A 21,750-nucleotide genomic window follows, 5' to 3' on the forward strand; every position below is an offset into this window, starting at 1 on the left:
CGCACCGCGTGTCAGCGGCCGGCGGTTTCCGTGACGCCGCCGCGGCCCGGGATGTCGACGCTGTTGCGCACGCGCATCCGCCGCCGATACCAGAACGTCCACAGCAGCAGGCAGCCGAACACCGTGTAGCCCATCACCGGCGACACGACGAGCACGCGTTCGACCGGCCAGTTGGCGACCATCCACCAGCGCAGCAGCATCTCGAGCGTCATGATCGCGCCCCACACGAACGTCATCAGCCGCAGCATCTGCCGCAGGCCCGGCTGCGCGTCCCAGACGGCTTCGAAGTGCGCGGCGCCGCCGTCCATCTCGCGGGCCACGGTGGCGCGGGCCAGATAGTAGATCAGCGGGCGTTCGCGCAACAGCGACAGCAGGAACACGATGCCGATCGTGCCCGAGCCGATCGATTCGCGCATCAGCAGCGTGCGCGGGCTGCCGCCGAACGCCATCCCGACGATCGACAGCGTGATGCCGAGCAGCACGATGGCCGCCACCGCGTCGATGCGGCGCGAGCGGATGAATTCGACGATCGACCAGACGATCGGCGGAACCGCGGACGCGTACAGCGCGCCGGTTTCGCCGAAATACGGATGCGCGACCCGATAGGCTACCCACGGCAGCACGAGGTTGACGAAGAGTTCGAGTATCAGTCCGGCTCGCGGTTTCACGGTGCGCCATCCCACGCAGGTCGGGGCGAACGCGCGAAAGGCGTGGTCGCCCCCGGTTGCCCCGACAATGCCCTGAAAAGGGTTCGGTCCAGTATATCGAAGAATCGCGCGGGGCTCGGGGTTGTGAATGTTTCCGCGTGCCGCGTCCGGATGGAACGCGGCATGGCGGCAGCCCCGGACCGGGGTGATGAGGGTTGCGTGCCACGCCGCGCGGGGAAGGGAGGCGGAGTCAAGCGCGCCGCCCGCGCAGGGGCAGGGGCGACGCTCGACGGCATAGCGGCGGCCTGCGCACCGCGGCGCGAATCGATGCCGCGGATGCCGCGGGCGCGCGCGTGCGGTCAGGAGACGGCCGGCTGGACGATGATCTTCACGTTGCGGTCCTTGTGGTTGACCAATTCCTCGAAGCCGCGCGTGACGATGTCGCCGAGCGCGATGCGCCCGGTGATGAGCGGCTGCACGTCGATGCGGCCGTCCGCGATGAAGCGGATCACGTCCGCGAATTCGCCGTTGTACGCGAGCGAGCCGATCACTTCCTTCTCGGTCGACACGATGTCGAAGAAGTTGAACGGCGCCGGTTCCTCGAAGATGCCGACCATCACCGACTTGCCGGCCTTGCGGATCACGTCGATCGCGAGCTTCGCGGTGGCCGTGTGCCCGATGCACTCGAACGACACGTCGGCGCCGTAGCCGCCCGTCAGCGCCCTGACTTCGGCGATCGCATCGGACGTCTTCGGATCGATGACGACGCTCGCGCCCACCTCCAGCGCCTTCTGCTTGCGCGCGGCCGACATTTCCAGCGCGATCACGCGCCCGGCGCCCGCGGCCTTCGCGCACATGATCGTGCACAGGCCGATCGTGCCCGCGCCGACCACGACGACGGTCTGCCCGACGATGTTGCCGGCCTTCTTCACCGCGTGCAGCCCGACCGCGAGCGGTTCGATCAGCGCGCCGGCCTCGGTCGGGAAATCGTCGGGCAGCTTGTACAGCAGCTCGGCCGGCACGTTCACGTATTCGGCGAATGCGCCGTTGTTCATCAGCCCGGTGAACGCGAGGTTCTCGCAGATGTTGTACAGCCCGTGCCGGCAGTACCAGCAGGTGCCGCAATGCTGGCACGCGTCGGCCGTCACGCGGTCGCCGACCGCGAAGCCCGACACGCCCGCGCCCAACTCGGCGATCTCGCCGCTGAACTCGTGGCCGAGGATGCACTGGCCCTTCAGGCCGGTCAGCGGGTGCGGCGCGTCGACCGGAATGAACACGGGCCCGGCGACGTATTCGTGCAGGTCGGAGCCGCAGATGCCGCACCAATGCACGCGAATCGTCACCCAGCCCGCGGGCGGGCGCTGCGGAACGGGAACCTCTTCGACGCGGATGTCGTGGCGGCCATGCCAGACGGCGGCCTTCATGCTGGGCGGGGTGATCGATGCCGGTGTGCTCACGTTGCTGTCTCCGTCGGGTTGTCGTCGGGTGCGCGGCAATGCTGCCGGTGCGCCCGTCGCGCGATTGCGCGATCGACCGGTATGCAGGAACGGGGCCAGCGTGAATCAGGGAGGTGCGTGGCAAGCCGAAGCACGCGTGGCGTGCGTTGCACCATGTCGCTTTCCGGCGGCCGGCAACGATTCGGAAGAAACGGAGCGTCGGCTCTGCTGCGATAGCGAAACGGCGGGCGGGGTGAGACGGCGGGACGTTCGTCTCACTGAGATGAGACGAATCGCGAGACGAACGTGACGGGGGCGTTGCCCGCTCCGCGTTCAGGCGAGCACTTCGTCCACGGCAACCGCGGCGAGCGACGTGAATCCGGCGGCGCGGTACAGCGGCTGACCGGTTTCGGTCGAGATGAGCCACGCGCGGCGCGCACCGCGGTGCCGCGCGTGCGCGACGATCGCGGCGAGCAGTTGCGTCGCGAGGCCGCGGCGCCGGTATGCGTCCGCCGTCCCGACGCGGTCGACGACGATATCGCGGGGCGACGCGAAGCCGTAGCGCGCGGTGGCCGCGATCTGCCCGTCGAGCCGGTGCGCGAACAGGAACGCGGCGGGATTCGGCTGGAATGGCGGGAAGGCGCCGCTCGTGTTGAACGCTTGGATTGCGTCCGGCGTGTCGCAGGCGAGCGCTTGCGCGAGCGCGTCGTCGCCGGACAGCCCGTCGATATCGGCGGCCATGAAATGCTCGTCGGTCAGCCGGCGCGTCCTGCCCCGCAGCGCGGGCGGCAGCGGTGCCGCGCCGTAGCGCGTGATCCACGCGCCGACGGCAAACGGGCCGGCGCCGGATTCGGGCGCACCCTCGATCATGAAATGCTCGAAAGGCCGGCCCATCGCGCGGTCGAACTGCACGACATGGCCGTCCGGGCCGTCGTGCAGCGGCGCGTCGCGCCGGTCGCGCGCGGCGCAGTACCCGGCGATGAACGCGCGTACGGCCGCCTTGCGGCGGGGGAAATCGGACCAGGCTTCGTCGAGCGGGAACAGCGTGGCCGGGGCGGGGGAGGCGGTCGGCATGCGTAGGGGCGCGGCGTTGTCAGGGGGAAGGCGCCAGCTTAGACCAGGACGCCGTCGCGTGTCGCGCCGGCCATTGCCGCGATCGCCGAAACGGACCGTTGCGCAGGCTACCTCTTTACTTGAAGTTAACTTCAATTTGTATCATGTGCGCCAGTCCGATTGCGCTCGCGTGCGGCATCCCGTTGCACGCGGCCGCCAAGCATGCTCAACACCATGGAAAGCCCGATCTGCGAAGAAGACCTGTCGTGCGACGCGTCGGCGTTGGACGAAGACGATGCGATGCCGTCGCGCGGCGGCGCGGTCGCGCATCCGCTCGTGACGATCGGCCGTACGCCGATTCCTGAGCAGGCGACCGCCGCGGCGTCGCCGTTGCGCCCGCAACTGTTCGTCACGGTACTGGAGGCGGGCGACGACGCGCTGCTGGTGCGCTGGGTCGAGAGCGGCCGGTGTCATTACGGCGAGCAGCGCTGGCGCCTGCGCGTCGCGTTGCAGCCCGGGCGCTGCGCGCTGTCCGGGCAGCCGATCGAGCCGGGCGAACCGGTGTTTCGGCCGGTGCGGCGGCCCGTGCCGGCCAACGGCGACGAGATGATCTGTCCGGCCGCGGTGCCGGGCGTGGCAGGTGCGGCGCACGATGGCGCGCCGGAAGACGGTGGCGCACGCCATCCGGCCGATGTTCATGGCTGAACATCGGCCGTCGGGGAGCGACGTCATTTCTTCAGATCGTGCCGGTACTGGATGAAGCCGGCGTTGTTCGCGAGCTTGTCGTACAGCGCGCGCGCGGTCGTGTTGGTCTCGTGCGTGAGCCAGTACACGCGGCTCGCGCCGGCTTCGCGGGCCCGTTCGTACACGGCCTCGATCAGCGCGCCGCCCGCGCCCTGGCCGCGCGCGTCGGGCGCCGTGTACAGATCCTGCAGGTAGCAGTACGGCCCTTCGGTCCAGCACGAGCGGTGGTAGATCGCGTGCACGATCCCGACGAGCGCACCCGACGCATCGAACGCGCCGAGCACGAACATCGGCTCGTCCGGATCCATCAGGCGCGCCCATGTGGTCGCGAACACCGCGTCGCTCAGCGCGGTGTCATAGAACGTCTGGTAACCCTGCCACAGCGGGCGCCACGCGGCTTCGTCGGCGGCGACGAGCGGGCGCACCGTGACGCGCGTCGCGTCGTTCGCGCGGCTGGCCGCGTCGCGCGCGTTGGCCTGCGCGTGGCGGATCGCGGTGAGCGACTGGCGCTGGTTGCCTTCGGCGTCGAAATTCTCCGGCGCGAGCCAGGCTTCGAACGCGGCGCGGACGTCCGGCCATTCGCCGTCGATGATCGAGAACCACGCGGTGTCGCGATTGCGGCCGCGGTAGACCATCGCCTGCCGGAACGTGCCCTCGTAGCGGAAGCCGAGGCGCGCGGCCGCCTTGCGCGACGGCGCGTTCAGGTCGTCGCACTTCCATTCGTAGCGGCGGTAGCCGAGCGTATCGAACGCATACTTCATCAGCAGGAACTGCGCTTCGGTCGATACCGGCGTGTGCTTGAGCAGCGGCGAGAACGTGACGGAACCGACCTCGATCACGCCGTTGGCCGGATCGATGCGCATCAGCGCGAGCGTGCCGACCGCGCGGCCCGTGGCGCGATCGATCACCGTGTAGTGCAGCGGATCGGCGCTCGCCTGCGCGCCGCGCGCGTAGTCGCGGTAGCTGGACGCATCGGCGTACGGGCCGTGAGCCAGATAGGTCCAGTCGCGGCCGTCGGGCGCCTGCGCGTACGCGGCGTACAGATCGGCCGCGTGGCGTTCGGCGTCGAGCGGTTCGAGCCGGCAGTAGCGGCCTTCGAGCGCGATGCGCTCGGGGCGCGGGCGCGCGGACCAGTCGGGAACGGGTTGGCCGATGGGCTGCTGGAAAGCGTTGGTGAGCGTGGGCAAGGTCGATCTCGCTTCGGTTGGCGGCCGGCGACATGCCGGCATGCAGACGATCGTAGTCCCGGCGAGGTACCATGAGAAGCGCCAGCGTGCGGCAAATTTATGGTGCCACGGTCGGTGGCCGCCAGCCGTACGCCGCTCACCATCCGTCCCGTTCCGACCTCTTCACGCCGCGATGTTCCGATGACGACTGCCTTTCTTCCCGACGACACGCCGTTGCTGCCGCTCGATGCGCCGCTGGCGCGTACGCCCGGCGCCCCGTCGCTGCAGCGCCAGCTGCTGCGCCGCTTGCGCGACGCGATTCTCGGCGGCGCGATGCCGGCCGGCACGCGGCTGCCCGGCACGCGCGCGCTGGCCGACACGCTCGGCGTGTCGCGCAATACGACGGCCGCGGTATACGAGCAGCTCGTCGCCGAAGGTTTCCTGCAGTCGGACCGTCGCGGCACGCGGGTCGTCGGGCTGTCGCGGCCGGCGCCGCCGCGCCGGCGTGCCGCGCCGCCAGCCGTCGCGCAGCGGCTCGGCCGGATTCGCTCGAGCCTCGTCGGCACCGGCGAATCGGAGGGCTTCCGGCCGGGCGTGCCCGCGCTGTCGCATTTCCCGGTGGACGCGTGGCGGCATGCGATCGATCGCGCATTGCGCCGCGCCGGCCGCGATCTGCTCGCGTACGGCGATCCGCTCGGCGAGCCCGCGTTGCGCGAATCGATCGCGCGCCACCTGGCCGTCACGCGCGGCGTGCGCTGCTATCCCGAGCAGATCGTGATCACCGAAGGCGCACAGGGCGCGATCGCGCTGTGCGCGCAGTTGCTGACGAATCCGGGCGATACGGTGTGGGTCGAGGAGCCCGGCTATCGCGGCGCGCGCTCCGCGATGCAGGCGGCCGACCTCGACGTCGTGCCGATGCCCGTCGACGCGGAAGGGCTGCGCGCGGAACCGGACGACTGGCGCGAGCGGCCGCCGCGCCTCGTCTACACGACGCCGTCGAACCAGTTCCCGACCGGCGCGGTGCTGTCGATCTCGCGCCGGCTCGCGCTGATCGATGCGGCACGCCGCCATCGCGCGTGGATCATCGAGGACGACTACGACAGCGAATTCCGTCACACCGGCGAGCCGATCGGCGCGATGCAGGGGCTCGCGCCCGATTCGCCGGTCGTCTATCTCGGCTCGTTCAGCAAGACGATGTTTCCGGCGCTGCGGATCGGTTTTCTCGTGCTGCCCGACACGCTGCTGGCCGCCGTGCGGCCGGCGTTGCCGGAGATGCTGCGCGGCGGGACGCGCCATGTGCAGCTCGCGCTCGCCGATTTCATCGAGACGGGCGAGTACGGCCGGCATCTCGGCCGGATGCGCCGGCTGTATCGCGACCGGCGGCGTGAGCTGCTCGCCGCGCTCGACAGCAGCCTGAGCGTGCCGCACCAGGTCGAGGGCGGCCCCTGCGGGCTGCATCTCGCGCTGCGGCTGCCGGCGCGTTATCGCGATCGCGCGATCGTCGAAGCGGCGCGCGCGCACGGCATCGGGCCGTTTCCGCTGTCGGGTTTCGCGATCGATGCGGGGCGGGCCGGCAACGGGCTCGTGCTCGGTTTCGGCAATACGTCCGCGGATGCGTTCGAGCCGATGTTGCGGGTGGTGTCGGCGATCGCGGAGCGGGTGGGCGCGGGTCACGCGTGACGGGTGGATTCAATACCGGCGCTTTAAAGGCCATGGCGGGCCGCGAATCATTCAATATTTTAAAAATCCGGCCGATATCTCGATATTGTCGATTTCCGACCGCGCAGCCTGAATCGAAAGTTTTGTCTTTTCCATCGTAAAAAATGGTCAATGTCGCTTGTCACGGCTTCTGCGATGAGCGACGATTTCGCTCCGTAACAAACGGTTACTTTTGTGCCGTCACTGGATATCGGAGAACGAAGGCCGCGATGAGTCGCGTCGGCCGAGTGCTCCAATAAATAACAATGCCGATCGCGACGAGATCGGCCGCAGGCATCCGAGTGCGCGACCACCGCATATGCCGCCTGCGAAACCGTATAGAACGACATGAAATCGGATTCAAGCCGCTATTGCTTCCCGAATCTGCTGGAAGCGTTTTTTATCGTCGTCGTGCTGAACATGGTCGAGTATGTGACGAACTCGATCATCTGGTCGGCCGGTCGCGGCGCCGGCCTGCAACCGATGGCGATCGCCAGTATCGGGCGCGTGCTCGCGAATGGGCTCGTATTTACGGTGCTGCTTCATCACGGCAAATTCACCTACCGTCGCTTGCTGCACGATGGCGTCGATTCCTGGCGAACGACGATCGGGCGATTTCTCGTGCCCGTCGTGCTGATTACGCCCGCATTGGTGGTGGCGATGAGCGTGCTGGAAGTCGGCATCGGGCAGTTTTTCTCGTGGAGCGGCAGCCGCGATGAAGCCCGGGAAGTGTATGTCAACGGCGGGCTCGGCCTGATCGTATTGACCTGCGTGATTGCGCCGCTACTCGAAGAGATGCTGTTTCGCGGCGTGATGCTGCGCAGCTTCCTGCGACAGTATCCGGAGGGAACGGCTATCGCCCATTCGGCCGCGGTGTTCGGTCTTGCGCATATGAACGTCTATCAGTTCGTGCTCGCATTCGGACTCGGCTTGCTGATCGGAAAGCTCTATGCGGCTACCCGATCGCTGTTGCCGGGCATGTTGATTCATGCCAGCTACAACACGGCCGTGGTGATCGTCGCGCTGAAATCGCCGTTCGTCCTTGCCAAGGAGAGCCTGCTCGAGATCTGGCCGGCTTCCTGGTGGTTCGGCGCGCTTGCGTTGGGCGGTGTCGGCGCATGGGGGCTGGTCAAGTCGGTCGATGCGCTGCGAATGGCGCCGGCCGGTATGGCAAACGACGATGGCGCGAACTGAACGCGCGCGGTGACGGGCTTCTACAACGAGCAAACGAGGTGAAGCATGCGGGGCAAGCAAGTCTGTCTGGTGGGGCTGGCGAGTACTGTGTTGATGCTGACGGCATGTGGCGGCGATGACGGTGGCGCGGCCAAAACGGGCAGCAACGCGTCGAACAACGACACGGCGGGAACGCCGACGGTCCCGTCGCCCGCCACGCCGGCGCCGGGCGCGCCTGCCCAGCCGTCCGTCCCCACGGCCTGCCGCCCGAACGGCAGCTTCAGCTATTCGGGCGCTGCGTCGCCGGTCGCGGCGAACAACGGCCAGCTCGCGGTGCTCGTGGTGCCGAATTTGCCGAGCGAGTGGGCGAAGAATCGCAACATGACGGCGGCCGATGTGCCGGCAACGAGCCTGGTTCAGCAGGGAAGCGGCGCGTTTACGACGCTGGCGTCGTCGGCGGCGGCGACCGACTGCCTCGGACTCGACCACGGGGCCGTGACCGAGATCCAGGGCGTCGGCACCGATGTGGCGATCGGCCGGTGGAATCGCGCGATGGATACCGACGGCAATACCTATGCCGATACGCAGGGCGTGCACTACGCGGTCGGCACGCCGCTGTCATTGCCCGCGACGGGCGGCCCGCTTTCGTGTACGCAGGTGATCGCCGACACGGTGGCGAGCAACGAGGGCGGCACGAACGGGACGCTCGTGTCGGCTTCGGCCACGCTCGATCCGGTCACGCGCATGCTCACCACGCTGGACCTGTCGATCAAGCTCGGGAGCGCGCAATACGGGTTGACGTACACGCAGGTGCCGTTGAACGGCGTGTTGAAGACCGCCGGGCCCGCGACGATTCAATCGATCGTCGTCGGACATGACGCGGCTCAGCCGCTCGTTGCCGTCGGCTACACGGCGGCGGTGCCGAACACGCAAGGCGTTGGTGGGGTCGCTGTGTTGTCGTGCCACTGACTGGAGTCGATGCCGGTTCGTCGACGGAAGGAGGCCGATGACGAACCGTTCGCTGTTTGCGCGCCGCATGCGGTCTGTCGGCAATGCGCGACCGGCAAATGGGTGGCCGCGGACCGCGACGATGAGGTGGCGGCGACGCGCACAGTGAGCGATGCGTGGTGAATATTCGGATTGACGAACCGCGCAGTTTGTTCGAAACGAACGCCGTCGCGGTTCCACCACCGCGACACCTTCCGGCATACGGGTTTCGATTCGTATGTCCCAACCGGCGCTTGGGCTATAAATGGTTGGGTGTACCGGTGCTTGTCGGACGCCTGCGCGTCTCGCGCAGGGCGGCGTCGCGGCTGCCGGGGGAGGTGCGCCGTGGTTTGCCAGACGCTTGCTCGCGCCGTGCTTCGCACCGCGTTGATCGGGGGCGTGTTCGCCGGAATCCTGCCGCCGCCCGCCGCCGTTGCCGGCACGCTCGCGCCGCACGCCGCACCGCCGGCGATGAAGGCGCGGCCGCCCGCCGCACCTTATGCGATGCCGGTCGACTTCCCGGCGATCGTCGAGCGCTACGGCCCGGCGGTCGTGACCGTCATGGCCGCCACCCCCGATCCGCAAACCGGCGGCCCGGCCTTTGCCGCCCTCGATCCCGACGATCCGCTCGCCGCGTTCTTCCGGCATGGCGCGCCGCCGGCCGCGCAGGGGCCGCAGGCACAGGCGCCCGATCCGGCGCCGCGCGCGGTGTCCGGCAGCGGCTCGGGTTTCATCGTCAGCGCCGATGGCCTGATCCTGACGTCCGCCCATGTGGTCGACGAGGCGACCGACGTGACGGTGCGCCTCACCGACCGCCGCGAATTCAAGGCGACGGTGCTGGCCGTCGATCCGCAAAGCGATGTCGCCGTGCTGCACGTCGACGCGACGAAGCTGCCGTTCGTGCGCGTCGGCGATTCGTCGAAAGTCCGCGCGGGCGAGCCGGTGATGACGATCGGCGCGCCGGACGGATCGGGCAACACGGTCACGGCCGGCATCGTCAGCGCGACGTCGCGCCGGTTGCCGGACGGCAGCGCGTTTCCGTTCTTCGAGACCGACATCGCGCCGAATCCGGACAACTCGGGCGGCCCCGTGTTCAATCGCGCGGGCGACGTGATCGGCATCGCGGTGCAGGTCTATACGGGCGCCGACCGCTACGCGAGCACGACGTTCGCCATCCCGATCGCATTCGCGGCCAAGGTGCGCGCCCAGTTGCGCGCGCAACAGCAGGCGCAGATGCAGGCGCAGATGCAGGCGCAGCCGGCTCAGGCGCCCGCTCCGGGCGCGCCGCCGTCGGCCAATGCGTTCGGCGTCGACGTGCAGGACGTTGGCGTCGGTCTGGCCGCGGCGTTCGGGCTGCCGCGTCCGGCCGGCGCGCTCGTCAACGGCGTCGCGCCCGGCTCGCCGGCCGCCGCGGCCGGGCTGAAGCCCGGCGACGTGATCGTGAAGATGGGCGACAAGGCCATCGGCCGCTCGGCGGAACTGGACGACCTGGCCGCCGCGCTGCCGCCCGGCGCGAAGGCGCCGCTGCGCGTGATCCGCAACCGTGCGCCGGTGAAGCTGACGATCGTCGGCGCCGACGATGCGGGCGGCGGCCCGGCCGCGACAATCGGCACGGCCGCGCCGAAGGCCGCTGCACGGTTGGGGCCAGCCGCGGGCGAAGCAGGCGACCACGGCGACCGCCTCGGGCTGACGATGCACGCGTTGAGCGATGACGAGCGCCGTTCGACGGGGCTCGCGGTCGGAATGATGGTGGACGCGGTGCACGGCCCGGCCGCGCGCGCGGGCATCCAGCCGGGCGACGTCGTGCTGGCGCTCAACGACACGCTGCTCGAGACGCCGGACGACGTGCCGTCGCTCGAAGCGAACGGCGGCAGCGTGATCGCCGTGCTGATCCAGCGCAACAACGCGCGGAAGTTCGTCTCGGTGCGCACGCGTTAGGGCGTTGACGCGGCTGGCGTGGTCCGCCTAACATCAGCCGATATCGCTGGCGGCTCGCCGCCACGCATTCATGACATTCATGACATTCAGGAGCCATTCGGCATGAAAACGGCTTGCTTGATCGTAGTAGCCCACAGGCGCAGGGCCCGGTAGCGGGATCGCGCCGGTACCCATGCGCCCCCGACTCGTTCGGGGGCTTTTTTTTGCGTTGCGCACGGCCGTGCGGCCCGTGTGCGGGAGGGCATCCGCTTGCCATCGAACCCGTCGACCGCTTCCGCCGCGGCGTCGCCGCGGCACGCCACGCTGATCATGCTGTGCGCGCTGTCGGTCCTGCCGCTGAGCCTGTTCCTGCCGTCGCTGACGGGCGCGCTGCTGACCCCCGCCAACGCGGGCTACCTGCCGCTCGCGATGATGCTGCTGTCGGCGGCGATCGCGCTGGCGGCCGCCGTGTGCGTGCGGGCATTCGACGGACGCGACGCCGCGCGGTGAGCGCGGGTGCGCCCCGGTACCGGCGCGCGGCCGAATGGCGGACAATCCGCCGCATGCCGGGAGATGACGCATGATCGGCGCGCCGCGTGTCCCGGCGAGCGAGAAGGGCGACTGGACGAGGATGCGATGAGCGACTTTTCTGATTTCCAGCGGGACATTGCCGATGCCGCGAGGGCGACCTTCAGGGCGCTGCGGGCGTTGCACCCGGACGAGCATTTCTATGCGTTTGCGTTGTACACCGACAGCGGCGCGATGACGGTGGTGCCGGCCGCCAATTCGGTCGAAGGGCTGCGCCGGATTTGCGCGCGACAGGCGGTCGCGGACGACGATCCGTGGTTCGTGTGGGGCGTGTCCGAGTGGGCGTACGCGGCGGCCGAGGCGTCGCCGTTCAACGCGATCTGCGGCAGGCTGGCCGACGAAGTGCTGAGTCCGCAGTTCGTCCAGTCGCGCTTCACGGAATTTTCCCGACAACTGCACGCCGACATGATCGCGGCATTGCGGCTGCTCGATCGCGACGGCGTGTTCGGCACGGGCGACGCCAGGGCGGCCATCACGCTGTTCGTGTCGATCAGCGACGACGACGCGGCCGAGGCGCTGGAAAACGCGTCGGCGAAAGCGCTGAATCCGCCGGCCGTCGCCGACGCCTTCCTGCGCCGCTACGACTGACCGGCATCGGGATCTCGCGGGGCGGCCCGGGCAGGCCGCCCTGTAAACGGCATTACGGCTTCGCGCCGACCACGAATTCGAAAGTCGCGACGCCGTCGACGCCGCCCGTCACGCGATCGCCCGGCTGCAGCGCGCCGACGCCGGCCGGCGTGCCGGTGAAGATCAGGTCGCCGGCCTTCAGCTCGACCGAGCGCGACACGTACGCGATGACGTCGGGCACGGGCCAGATCATGTCGGCGAGGTCGCCTTGCTGGCGAGTGTCGCCGTTGACCGCGAGCCAGATGCGGCCGGTCGCCGGGTGGCCGGTGGTGGCCGCCGCGCGCAGCGCGGTCACGGGGCCCGACGCGTCAAAACCCTTCGCCCAGTCCCACGGACGGCTCAGCTTCTTCGCGTCGGCCTGCAGGTCGCGGCGCGTGAGGTCGACGCCGACGCCGTAGCCCCACACGTGCGACAGCGCATCGGCCGGGTCGATCGACCGGCCGTCCTTGCCGATCGCGACGACCAGCTCGATTTCGTGATGGAGATCGTTCGTCAGCGGCGGATAGGCGACCGTGCCGCTGGCCGGGACGATCGCGTCGGCGGGCTTCGTGAAGAAGAACGGCGGTTCGCGGTCGGGGTCGGCGCCCATTTCGCGGGCATGGTCGGCATAGTTGCGGCCGACGCAGAAGACGCGGCGCACCGGAAAGCGCGCGGACGATTGTTCGACTTCGACGGAAGGACGCTCGGCGGCGTCGATGACATAGGCGGACATCGGAAGGCCTCGTTCGGTAGGAAGACGGAGGGCCGGCGCACCGGCCGGCATGCGTGCAACGATACCCGACGCGCGTGCGTGCGGATGCGACGCAACTGCGTTTTACCGGGACAAAACTACGCGTCGGCGGCCGGCGGCGTGTCGTCGCCGCCGGGCGGCGCGGCGTTCGCGTCGCGGTACGCCTTCGGCGACACGCCGACCCGCGCGCGGAAACGCCGCGCGAAATACCCTTCATCGCGGAAGCCGACCGAGCGCGCGATGTCCGCGATGCGCCGGCTGGTGTGGGCCAGCAGCGATTGCGCGAGCGCGATCCGGCGCTCGGTCACGAGATCGGTGAAGGTGCTGCCGGTTTCCTTGCGGACCAGGTGCGCGAGGTAGTTCGGGGAGAGAAACGCGGCTTCGGCGGTCGCCGCGAGCGTCAGGTCCTCGCGGGTCAGGTTCGCCCGCACGTGGCGCAGCACGCGAGCCAGCGCGTCGCGCCGGCCGGCGCGCTGGGCGCCGCGCTGCGCGAGCTTGTCGAGCGCGCCCGCGTACTGCGTGCAGACGAGCCCGATCAGTTGCAGCAGGTAGCCGCGCAGCAACGTGGTCGAGCCGAACGTGCGCACGCGATCGGCATCGAGCATGCACAGCGCGAGGCGGCGCGCTTCGTCGTACGTGTCGCCGGTCAGGATGAAATCGAGGTGCTCCTGGAAGCGGAACGGCGTCAGCTCGGGGAAGCGGTGCGCGGGCACGTCCTCGAGATCGAGCGGATCGACGTCGAGATCGGCGCGCAGGAACGCCTGGCTGAAGTTGATCACGATGAAGTGCGCGCCTTCCGGATGCGGAATCAGGTGCTCGCGGTGCGGCAGCACGAACGCGAGCGCGCCGCGCGGAAACGGCCGCGTGACGCCGCCGATGCGCTGCTCGGTGTCGCCGCCGAGGTTGAACTGGATCTGGAAATACGCGTGCCGGTGCGGCTCGGTGATCGCCTGGCGCGACGCCTGGTCGCGGATGTAGAAATCGAGCCGGTCGCTGCGTTCGGGCATCCCGTACAGGCGCGGCGGGGCGGTGGAGGGCATGAAGGATTCTGCTGTTCGTGACGCGGTTGAGCCGCGATGGTACAGCGAACCGGGCGCGACGGGCACGGGCGCTCGCGCGGTCAGCCCGCGACGAGCCGCGCGACCCGGCGCCGCAGTTCGGGCACGACCTCGGCGTCGAACCACGGATGGTGCTTGAACCATGCCTGGTTGCGCGGCGACGGATGCGGCAGCGGCAGGAGAGCAGGGCCGTAGTCGCGCCAGGCCTGCACGGTGTCGGTCAGCGTCGCCTTGCGCGTGTCGCGCAGGAAATGCCGCTGCGCGTACTGGCCGATCAGCAGCGTGAGCCGGATCGACGGCAGTTCGGCCAGCAGCCGGTCGATCCACAGTCGCGCGCATTCGGGGCGCGGCGGGTTGTCGCCGCTCGCGCCGCGGCCCGGGTAGCAGAAGCCCATCGGCACGATCGCGAAGCGTGTCTCGTCGTAGAAGGTGTCGGTGTCGACGCCGAGCCAGTCGCGCAGCCGCTTGCCGCTCGCGTCGTCCCACGGGATGCCGCTCGCATGGACGCGCGCGCCCGGCGCCTGCCCGACGATCAGGATGCGTGCGTCGCGATGGGCGCGCACGACCGGGCGCGGGCCGAGCGGCAGGTCGGCCTCGCATGCACGGCACGCGCGGATTTCGGTGAGCAGCACGTCGAGCGGCGTGCGCGTGGGTTTCGGCATCGATTCGGAGCGGGGACGGAGTAGCAACGCGGTGTCGGCCGCGCGGCACGGGCAGGCAGCGGCCGGACGGCCGGCCCGGCGTGGAGCGGCCCGGGCGGGCGAGCCGCCCGCCTCGTGCGTCCGGCTTCGGACCTCACGCTCGCGACGGGCCTGCCGCGCCTTCGGCGACCGCAGCATCATACAACGCGGTCTGCGCGATCGCCGCGGCGATACGCGCGTCGTCGTGCGAACCGTCGAGCATGCCCCAGCGCCGGTATTGCGACAGGAACCACACGCCTTCGCGCGGATCGGGCCGGTTCACCGTGCCGCCGTCGTGGAAGCGGATCGGCAGCGGCGGCGTGGCGAACGGCCCCGCGCCGTAGTCGCCGAGCAGGCGCGGCGCGATCAGCCGGGCCGGCACGCCGAGCGCGTCGGGCGACGCGAGCCAGTCGGCCGCCTCGCGGCGGTGCGCGGCGCTGTCGAGCCACGCGCATGCATCGACGAGCGTGCGGACCAGTGCGCGCGCGGTGGCCGGATACAGCGCGACGAAGTCGCGCCGGGTCGCGAGCACCTTCTCCGGATGATCGGGCCAGATCTCGCTCGTGACGGCGACGGTGCGGCCCGCGCCGCATGCTTCGGCCACCGCGTGCCACGGCTCGCCCGCGCAGAAGCCGTCGAGCTCGCCGCCCGCGAGCGCCGCGACCATCTCGGGCGGGGGAATCACGACGCTGCGCACGTCGCGCAGCGGATCGATGCCGTGCGACGCGAGCCACGCGTTCAGCCACATCGCATGCGTGCCGGTCGGGAAAGTCTGGGCGAGCAGCGGCTTGCGGCCGAGCGTCGCGAACGCGGTGCGCACGCTGGCGGTTTCGCGGTAAGCGTCGGCGAGGCCGCGCGACAGCGTGATCGCCTGGCCGTTGCGGTTCAGCACCATCAGCGCGGCCATGTCGGCCTGCGGGCCGCCGATGCCGAGCTGCAGCCCGCAGACGAGCCCGTACAGCGCATGCGCGGCGTCGAGCTCGCCGCTGAGCAGCTTGTCGCGCACGGCCGCCCACGACGGCTGGCGACTCAATTCGAGCGTGAGGCCATGGCGCGCGCCGAGGTTCAGGCGCTGCGCGACGATCAGCGGGGCCGCGTCGCTGAGCGCGACGAACCCGAGGCGAAGATGCGCGCGTTCCGGCGCGGCGGGAGGTGAGGTATTCATGGCACTCATGACTGGGGTGACGCGTCGAGTAGTTGTCGCGCGACGTCGACGATGCGCAGGCCCTGATCCATCGCGCGCTTGCGCAGCGCCGCATACGCATCGTGTTCGGACAGCTTGCGCTGGTCCATCAGCACGCGTTTCGCGCGGTCGATCAGCTTGCGCTCCTCGAGTTCGCGCTCGACGTCGGCCAGCCGGCGGCGCAGCGCATCGTCGTGCGAGAAGCGCGCGAGCGCGACTTCCAGAATCGGCGCGAGACGCTCGGCCGACAACCCTTCGACGAGATACGCGCTGACGCCCGCGCCGACCGCCGCGCGGATCAGTTCCTGGTTGGCGTCGTGACTGAACATCAGCACGGGGCGCGGGGCGGTCGCATGCATGACCGCGAGTTGCTCGAGCGTATCGCGCGACGGCGAATCGGTATCGATGATCACGACGTCGGGACGTTGCTCCTCGACGGCCGCCGGCAGGCGCGCGGGCGTCGCGACGTCGTTCAGCATCTCGTAGCCGAGGCGCGCGAGCGCGTCGCCAAGTTCGCCGATCGGCTTGTCGGTATCGGTGACGAGCAGCACGCGCAGGCGGGCGGGCGGGGCGGACGAACTCATGAGGCGGGCAACAGGAGCAGTGACGCGTCGGCGCAAGGGGCGAACGATGCATGCCGGCCGCACGCGCGGCCGGTGCTGAACGGAACGGGGAGCGGCCGAAGCCGCGCGGGGCCGCGCATGTCAGGCGGCCCGTGCCAGCGCCGCGTCGGTCGTCGCTTCGGCGTCCGCGCCCTGCGCGGCCGCTTCGCCGATCGCGCCGCCGACGAGGATCACGGCCGGGCTGCCGAGCCGCGCGGCTTCGATGCCGCGCGCGAGCGCGCCCAACGTGCCGGTCCAGCGGCGCTCGTCGGGCGTGCCGACCCATTGCACGGCCGCCGCCGGCGTCGACGCGGGGAGCGCGGCGAGCAGGCCCGCCGCGATGCGGTCGACGCGGCTCATCCCCATGTAGATCGCGAGCGTGGTGCCGGTCGCCGCGAGCCGTGCCCAGTCGGGTTCGCCGTGGTCCTGGCGGTGCGCGGTGACGAACGTGACGCCCTGGCAGTGCTCGCGGTGCGTGAGCGAGATGCCGAGGCTCGCGGCGGCGGCGAATCCCGACGAGATGCCATTGACGATCTCGACCGGAATCGCGGCCGCGCGCAGCGTCGCGAGTTCTTCGCCGGCGCGCCCGAACAGCAGCGCGTCGCCGCCTTTCACGCGCACCACGTGCGCGCCCCGCAGCGCGTAGCGGCGCATCAGTTTCTCGATGAACGCCTGCGGCGTGGAGCGGCAGCCGCCGCGCTTGCCCACGCGGATCACGCGCGCGTGCGGCGCGAGTTCGACGATGCCGGGCGCGACGAGATCGTCGAGCAGCAGCACGTCGGCGGCGGCCAGCGCCTTGACCGCCTTCAGCGTGAGGAGATCGGGATCGCCGGGCCCGGCGCCCAGCAGCGTGACTTTGCCTGTCGTCATGTCGTGTTCCTGTGCCGCATCGCATTGCTGCGGCGGTCTGATGTCGCGTTGTTGCTCGGCGGCGGCGGGCGGTCGAAACGCACCGGCATCCGGCCGTGCCGTGCACGGAGGGGACGCCGTTGTCCTGACGGGCCCGCCGTGAGCGGCGGGCCGGGTTTGCGGGGACTGCCCACCGGCGCCGTTGCCGGTGTGACGAAGGTTCAGCAATATCCGGGCCAGCCGGCGCGACGATGCGGCCGTTGCGCGGCGCGGCGCACCGTGCGATGGCCGCGGGCATGCACGTGCTCGCTGCGCGCGAGCAGTCCCCATGCCGCATCGGCGTGCATCGTGCCCCGTCGGCGCGCACCGCGTCCCGCACGGCGACAGTGCTGCAGCGCACCACATCTGTGCCTCGGTGCATCGCGACGGAGAGCGCGCCGCGCGCCGCGGTGACGCGCCCGATGCCCGGCGCGCCTTGTGCGGCGGGGCTCGCGGCGCGATTGACGCAGACATGGCACGTCGCTTGCGTAAGCTGGTTCGGGCGGATCAACGGCGATTCGCTTGCAGCACCGAATACCGACGCGCCCGGCAACGGGCTTCATGGGCAACGGCGTCCTACGCATCGGGTCTCGACGAGACCGGTGCGCAGGACGCCGTTTTTCGTTTGGCGGATGACATGACCGACAAAGCTACCCGTATCGATCTCTTCAGCCTCCGCACCGCGCCGATGCGCGCGTTCCACCTGACGTGGATGGCGTTCTTCGTATGCTTCTTCGCGTGGTTCGCGTGCGCGCCGCTGATGCCGCTGATCGCACGCGAATTTCATCTGACGGCGGCGCAAGTCGCCAACATCAACATCGCCGCAGTGGCCGCGACGATCGCCGTGCGGCTGCTGGTCGGCCCGCTGTGCGACCGCTTCGGCCCGCGCCGCGTGTATGCCGGGCTGCTGCTGCTCGGTGCGATTCCCGTGTTCGCCGTGTCGTTCACGCACGATTACCTGTGGTTCCTGATCTGCCGGCTCGGCATCGGTGCGATCGGCGCGGGCTTCGTGATCACGCAGTACCACACGTCGGTGATGTTCGCGCCGAACGTGGTCGGCACCGCGAACGCGACGACGGCCGGCTGGGGCAATGCCGGCGCGGGCGCGACGCAGGCGCTGATGCCGCTGCTGGTCACCGCCGGCCTGATGCTCGGCTTCGGCGAGGATTCGTCGTGGCGCGTCGCGCTGATCGTGCCGGGCGTGGCGATGCTCGTGATGGCCTGGGCGTACTGGCGCTTCACGCAGGACTGCCCGCAAGGCGATTTCGTCGAGCTGCGCAAGGAAGGCGTGACGGTCGACAGCGGCAAGAAGGGCGGCTGGGCGAGCTTCTTCGCCGCGTGCGGCAACTATCGCGTGTGGATGCTGTTCGTCACGTACGGCGCGTGCTTCGGCGTCGAGGTGTTCATCCACAACATCGCCGCGCTGTACTACGTCGATCACTTCAGCCTGTCGCTGAAGGACGCGGGCCTCGCGGCCGGCATGTTCGGGCTGCTCGCGCTGTTCGCCCGCGCGCTCGGCGGCTGGCTGTCCGACAAGATCGCGGCGCGCCGCAGCCTCGACGTGCGGGCGGCGCTGCTGTGCGCGCTGATCGTCGGCGAAGGGCTCGGGCTGATCTGGTTCTCGCATGCGCAAAGCGTCGGCATCGCACTCGTCGCGATGCTGACCTTCGGCCTCTTCACGCACATGGCCTGCGGCGCGACCTACGCGCTGGTGCCGTTCATCGACCGCAAGGCGCTCGGCGGCGTCGCGGGGATCGTCGGCGCGGGCGGCAACGTCGGCGCGGTGGCCGCGGCTTTCCTGCTGAAGGGCGTCGGCGACGTGCAGCACACGCTGAGCCTGCTCGGCCTCGCCGTCACCGCGACCGCGCTCTGCGCGATGGCCGTGCGCTTCAGCGAAGAACACAAGGCGCGCGAAGCCGAGCTGCGCGATCGCGCGCTAGCCGCCGCCGCCAACGCCGCGAACTGATCGACCGAAGGAACCGTCATCATGAAACTCATCGTCATCGGCCACGGCATGGTCGGCCACAAGCTCCTCGAATGCGTCGCGGCGCAAGCCGGCACGGCGGGCGCGCCGCACGTCACCGTGCTCGGCGAGGAGCCGCGTCCGGCCTACGATCGCGTGCACCTGTCCGAATTCTTCGCGGGCAAGTCGGCGGACGACCTGTCGCTCGTCGAACCCGGCTTCTTCGAGCGCCATCCGCAGTTCGACCTGCGCCTGAACGCGCCAGTCGCGTCGATCGACCGCGCCGCGCATACGGTCACGCTCGCGTCGGGCGAAACGCTCGCGTACGACAAGCTGGTGCTCGCCACCGGCTCGCGTCCGTTCGTGCCGCCGGTGCCGGGCCGCGATCGCGCGGGCTGCTTCGTGTACCGGACGATCGAGGATCTCGAAGCGATGCAGGCGTGCGGCGCGCACGCGAAGCGCGGCGTCGTGATCGGCGGCGGGCTGCTCGGCCTCGAATGCGCGAAGGCGCTGCGCGACATGGGGCTCGACACGCACGTCGTCGAATTCGCGCCGCGGCTGATGGCGGTGCAGGTCGACGACGGCGGCGGCCGGATGCTGCGTGCGAAGATCGAGGCGCTCGGCGTGACCGTGCATACCGGCAAGAACACGCTCGAGATCGTCGACGGCGACGAAGGCGCGCACCGGATGGTGTTCGCCGACGGCTCGCATCTCGACACCGACATGATCGTGTTCTCGGCCGGCATCCGGCCGCGCGACGAACTGGCCCGCGCATGCGGGCTCGAGATCGGCCCGCGCGGCGGCGTCGCGATCGACGACGCGTGCCGCACGAGCGACGCCGACATCTACGCGATCGGCGAATGCGCGGCGTGGAACGGCACGGTGTACGGCCTCGTCGCGCCCGGCTACGACATGGCGCGCGTGGTCGCGAAACAGCTCGCGGGCGACGCCGCCGAAGCGGCGGACGCCGCGTTCGCCGGCGCCGACATGAGCACGAAGCTGAAGCTGATGGGCGTCGACGTCGCGAGCATCGGCGACGCACACGGCACGACGGCCGGCAGCCGCACCTACCAGTACGCGGACGAGCGCCGCCAGGTCTACAAGAAGCTCGTGGTGTCCGACTGCGGCAAGTTCCTGCACGGCGCGGTGATGGTCGGCGACGCGGCCGAGTACGGCACGCTGCTGCAGATGATGCTGAACCGCATCGAGTTGCCCGAGTCGCCGGAATTCCTGATCCTGCCGTCGTCGGACGGCGCGGCGAAGCCGGCGCTCGGCGTCGACGCGCTGCCGGAAGGTGCGCAGATCTGCTCGTGCAACAACGTGTCGAAGTCGCAGATCTGCGCGGCCGTGGCCGACGGCGCGACGAGCCTCGGCGCGCTGAAGACCTGCACGGGCGCCGGCACGTCGTGCGGCGGCTGCGTGCCGCTCGTCACGCAGATCATGAAGGCCGAGATGAAGAAGCAGGGCCTCGCGGTCAACAACCATCTGTGCGAGCACTTTCCGTATTCGCGGCAGGAGCTGTTCCACCTGATCCGCGTCGAGCGCATCACGACGTTCGACGCACTGCTCGCCAGGCACGGCCGCGGGCTCGGCTGCGACGTGTGCAAGCCGGCCGTCGCGGGCATCCTCGCGTCGTGCTTCAACGAGTTCGTGCTGAAGAAGGAGCACGCGGGCCTGCAGGATTCGAACGACTACTACCTCGCGAACATCCAGCGCGACGGCACGTACTCGGTCGTGCCGCGCATGCCGGGCGGCGAGGTCACGCCGGAAGGGCTGATCGCGGTCGGCCAGGTCGCGAAAAAATACGGCCTGTACACGAAGATCACGGGCGGCCAGCGCGTCGATCTGTTCGGTGCGCGCGTCGAGCAGTTGCCGTCGATCTGGGAGGAACTGATCGCGGCCGGCTTCGAATCGGGGCACGCGTACGGCAAGGCGCTGCGCACCGTGAAGTCGTGCGTCGGGTCGACGTGGTGCCGGTACGGCGTCGACGATTCGGTCGGCCTCGCGATCGACCTGGAGAATCGCTACAAGGGGCTGCGCGCGCCGCACAAGATCAAGTTCGGCGTGTCCGGCTGCACGCGCGAGTGCGCGGAAGCGCAGGGCAAGGACGTCGGCATCATCGCGACCGAGAAGGGCTGGAACCTGTACGTGTGCGGCAACGGCGGGATGAAGCCGCGCCACGCGGAACTGCTCGCGTCCGACCTCGATCGCGCGACGCTGATCCGCTACATCGACCGCTTCCTGATGTTCTACGTGCGCACGGCCGACCGTCTGCAGCGCACCAGCGTGTGGCGCGACAACCTCGAAGGCGGCCTCGACTACCTGATCGACGTCGTCGTGCACGACAAGCTCGCGATCGCGGCCGAGCTCGAGGCCGACATGCAGCACGTGGTCGACACCTACGAGTGCGAATGGAAGCGGGCCGTCACCGATCCGGACACGCGCAAGCGCTTCCGCCACTTCGTGAACAGCGACGCGCCGGACACGACCATCGAATTCGTCGAGACGCGCGGCCAGATCCGGCCCGCGACGCCCGCCGAGCGCGCGGGCGGCAAGCCCGTGGCGATTCCGGTCGTCGCCGAGCCGGCGACCGTCTGACCCCGACCGTCA

The 21,750-nt window shown here is 69.9% G+C and carries 19 protein-coding genes; 9 read left to right on the plus strand and 10 right to left on the minus strand.

The window, feature by feature from the left end; genetic code table 11:
• Positions 1–11 precede the first annotated feature (11 nt).
• From C5F75_RS22070 to C5F75_RS22085, 3 genes are all read right to left on the minus strand, one after another.
• Positions 12–668, minus strand: a complete 657-nt coding sequence (locus C5F75_RS22070) for a VC0807 family protein (protein WP_059585133.1) — start codon at positions 666–668, stop codon at positions 12–14.
• Between the two features lie 338 nt (positions 669–1,006).
• Positions 1,007–2,071 carry a 2,3-butanediol dehydrogenase gene (locus C5F75_RS22075; protein ID WP_059585032.1) on the minus strand — a complete coding sequence of 355 codons (1,065 nt, stop codon included), beginning with the start codon at positions 2,069–2,071 and terminating at the stop codon, positions 1,007–1,009.
• 345 nt (positions 2,072–2,416) lie between these two features.
• The gene (locus C5F75_RS22085) at positions 2,417–3,157 is read right to left on the minus strand and encodes a GNAT family N-acetyltransferase (protein ID WP_059585033.1); all 741 of its coding nucleotides are present in this window, start codon (positions 3,155–3,157) and stop codon (positions 2,417–2,419) included.
• Between the two features lie 201 nt (positions 3,158–3,358).
• On the opposite strand from C5F75_RS22085, the gene C5F75_RS22090 reads away from it, so the two are divergent.
• The gene (locus C5F75_RS22090) at positions 3,359–3,841 is read left to right on the plus strand and encodes a DUF3331 domain-containing protein (protein WP_059585034.1); all 483 of its coding nucleotides are present in this window, start codon (positions 3,359–3,361) and stop codon (positions 3,839–3,841) included.
• Positions 3,842–3,864: 23 nt separating this feature from the next.
• Here C5F75_RS22090 and C5F75_RS22095 read toward each other — a convergent pair whose 3' ends face one another.
• Positions 3,865–5,067 (minus strand): GNAT family N-acetyltransferase, encoded by a 1,203-nt coding sequence (locus C5F75_RS22095; RefSeq protein ID WP_059585035.1) that lies wholly within the window; start codon positions 5,065–5,067, stop codon positions 3,865–3,867.
• A 180-nt stretch (positions 5,068–5,247) separates the two neighbouring features.
• On the opposite strand from C5F75_RS22095, the gene pdxR reads away from it, so the two are divergent.
• The 6 genes from pdxR (at position 5,248) to C5F75_RS22125 (ending at position 11,997) form a co-directional block, all read left to right on the plus strand.
• On the plus strand, positions 5,248–6,726 hold the full coding sequence (pdxR, locus tag C5F75_RS22100; protein ID WP_059585036.1) for a MocR-like pyridoxine biosynthesis transcription factor PdxR: 1,479 nt from the start codon (positions 5,248–5,250) through the stop codon (positions 6,724–6,726).
• 366 nt (positions 6,727–7,092) lie between these two features.
• Positions 7,093–7,938, plus strand: coding sequence for a CPBP family intramembrane glutamic endopeptidase (locus C5F75_RS22105; protein ID WP_059585037.1), 846 nt, complete (start codon positions 7,093–7,095; stop codon positions 7,936–7,938).
• Positions 7,939–7,983: 45 nt separating this feature from the next.
• Complete coding sequence (locus tag C5F75_RS22110) at positions 7,984–8,886, plus strand: hypothetical protein (RefSeq protein ID WP_059585038.1); 903 nt, start codon at positions 7,984–7,986, stop codon at positions 8,884–8,886.
• Between the two features lie 363 nt (positions 8,887–9,249).
• Entirely contained in the window at positions 9,250–10,842 is a 1,593-nt protein-coding gene (locus C5F75_RS22115) for a trypsin-like peptidase domain-containing protein (RefSeq protein WP_104012743.1), read from the plus strand.
• 249 nt (positions 10,843–11,091) lie between these two features.
• Complete coding sequence (locus tag C5F75_RS37675; RefSeq protein ID WP_089465788.1) at positions 11,092–11,331, plus strand: hypothetical protein; 240 nt, start codon at positions 11,092–11,094, stop codon at positions 11,329–11,331.
• 126 nt (positions 11,332–11,457) lie between these two features.
• Entirely contained in the window at positions 11,458–11,997 is a 540-nt protein-coding gene (locus tag C5F75_RS22125) for a DUF4303 domain-containing protein (RefSeq protein ID WP_059585135.1), read from the plus strand.
• A 52-nt stretch (positions 11,998–12,049) separates the two neighbouring features.
• Here C5F75_RS22125 and C5F75_RS22130 read toward each other — a convergent pair whose 3' ends face one another.
• The 6 genes from C5F75_RS22130 to cobA all read right to left on the minus strand — a co-directional run bounded on the left by C5F75_RS22130 (position 12,050) and on the right by cobA (position 17,159).
• Complete coding sequence (locus C5F75_RS22130) at positions 12,050–12,748, minus strand: fumarylacetoacetate hydrolase family protein (protein WP_059585041.1); 699 nt, start codon at positions 12,746–12,748, stop codon at positions 12,050–12,052.
• Between the two features lie 116 nt (positions 12,749–12,864).
• On the minus strand, positions 12,865–13,806 hold the full coding sequence (locus C5F75_RS22135; RefSeq protein WP_059585042.1) for a helix-turn-helix transcriptional regulator: 942 nt from the start codon (positions 13,804–13,806) through the stop codon (positions 12,865–12,867).
• Positions 13,807–13,886: 80 nt separating this feature from the next.
• Positions 13,887–14,486 (minus strand): uracil-DNA glycosylase family protein, encoded by a 600-nt coding sequence (locus tag C5F75_RS22140; protein WP_059585043.1) that lies wholly within the window; start codon positions 14,484–14,486, stop codon positions 13,887–13,889.
• A gap of 133 nt (positions 14,487–14,619) precedes the next feature.
• Positions 14,620–15,669: a CmpA/NrtA family ABC transporter substrate-binding protein gene (locus C5F75_RS22145; protein ID WP_059585044.1), complete on the minus strand. Its 1,050-nt coding sequence runs from the start codon at positions 15,667–15,669 to the stop codon at positions 14,620–14,622.
• A gap of 5 nt (positions 15,670–15,674) precedes the next feature.
• The gene (locus C5F75_RS22150; RefSeq protein WP_059585045.1) at positions 15,675–16,271 is read right to left on the minus strand and encodes an ANTAR domain-containing response regulator; all 597 of its coding nucleotides are present in this window, start codon (positions 16,269–16,271) and stop codon (positions 15,675–15,677) included.
• A 120-nt stretch (positions 16,272–16,391) separates the two neighbouring features.
• On the minus strand, positions 16,392–17,159 hold the full coding sequence (gene cobA / locus C5F75_RS22155) for a uroporphyrinogen-III C-methyltransferase (RefSeq protein WP_059585046.1): 768 nt from the start codon (positions 17,157–17,159) through the stop codon (positions 16,392–16,394).
• Positions 17,160–17,814: 655 nt separating this feature from the next.
• Here cobA and C5F75_RS22165 point away from each other — a divergent pair.
• The gene (locus C5F75_RS22165; RefSeq protein WP_059585047.1) at positions 17,815–19,143 is read left to right on the plus strand and encodes an MFS transporter; all 1,329 of its coding nucleotides are present in this window, start codon (positions 17,815–17,817) and stop codon (positions 19,141–19,143) included.
• Positions 19,144–19,164: 21 nt separating this feature from the next.
• The gene (nirB, locus tag C5F75_RS22170; protein WP_059585048.1) at positions 19,165–21,738 is read left to right on the plus strand and encodes a nitrite reductase large subunit NirB; all 2,574 of its coding nucleotides are present in this window, start codon (positions 19,165–19,167) and stop codon (positions 21,736–21,738) included.
• The last annotated feature ends 12 nt before the right edge of the window (positions 21,739–21,750 follow it).

Origin of the sequence: Burkholderia anthinoferrum, assembly GCF_002925705.1 — a bacterium.
GTDB lineage: Bacteria > Pseudomonadota > Gammaproteobacteria > Burkholderiales > Burkholderiaceae > Burkholderia > Burkholderia semiarida.

Excerpts from the sequence above, each read along its gene's own strand:
- C5F75_RS22145 (WP_059585044.1), bottom strand. The coding sequence starts at position 15,669 with ATGAATACCTCACCTCCCGCCGCGCCGGAACGCGCGCATCTTCGCCTC.
- C5F75_RS22135 (WP_059585042.1), bottom strand. The coding sequence starts at position 13,806 with ATGCCCTCCACCGCCCCGCCGCGCCTGTACGGGATGCCCGAACGCAGC.
- C5F75_RS22110 (WP_059585038.1), top strand. The coding sequence starts at position 7,984 with ATGCGGGGCAAGCAAGTCTGTCTGGTGGGGCTGGCGAGTACTGTGTTG.
- C5F75_RS22090 (WP_059585034.1), top strand. The coding sequence starts at position 3,359 with ATGCTCAACACCATGGAAAGCCCGATCTGCGAAGAAGACCTGTCGTGC.
- cobA (WP_059585046.1), bottom strand. The coding sequence starts at position 17,159 with ATGACGACAGGCAAAGTCACGCTGCTGGGCGCCGGGCCCGGCGATCCC.
- C5F75_RS22165 (WP_059585047.1), top strand. The coding sequence starts at position 17,815 with ATGACCGACAAAGCTACCCGTATCGATCTCTTCAGCCTCCGCACCGCG.
- C5F75_RS22075 (WP_059585032.1), bottom strand. The coding sequence starts at position 2,071 with ATGAAGGCCGCCGTCTGGCATGGCCGCCACGACATCCGCGTCGAAGAG.
- C5F75_RS22140 (WP_059585043.1), bottom strand. The coding sequence starts at position 14,486 with ATGCCGAAACCCACGCGCACGCCGCTCGACGTGCTGCTCACCGAAATC.
- C5F75_RS22105 (WP_059585037.1), top strand. The coding sequence starts at position 7,093 with ATGAAATCGGATTCAAGCCGCTATTGCTTCCCGAATCTGCTGGAAGCG.
- C5F75_RS22130 (WP_059585041.1), bottom strand. The coding sequence starts at position 12,748 with ATGTCCGCCTATGTCATCGACGCCGCCGAGCGTCCTTCCGTCGAAGTC.
- C5F75_RS22085 (WP_059585033.1), bottom strand. The coding sequence starts at position 3,157 with ATGCCGACCGCCTCCCCCGCCCCGGCCACGCTGTTCCCGCTCGACGAA.
- pdxR (WP_059585036.1), top strand. The coding sequence starts at position 5,248 with ATGACGACTGCCTTTCTTCCCGACGACACGCCGTTGCTGCCGCTCGAT.
- C5F75_RS22150 (WP_059585045.1), bottom strand. The coding sequence starts at position 16,271 with ATGAGTTCGTCCGCCCCGCCCGCCCGCCTGCGCGTGCTGCTCGTCACC.
- C5F75_RS22125 (WP_059585135.1), top strand. The coding sequence starts at position 11,458 with ATGAGCGACTTTTCTGATTTCCAGCGGGACATTGCCGATGCCGCGAGG.
- nirB (WP_059585048.1), top strand. The coding sequence starts at position 19,165 with ATGAAACTCATCGTCATCGGCCACGGCATGGTCGGCCACAAGCTCCTC.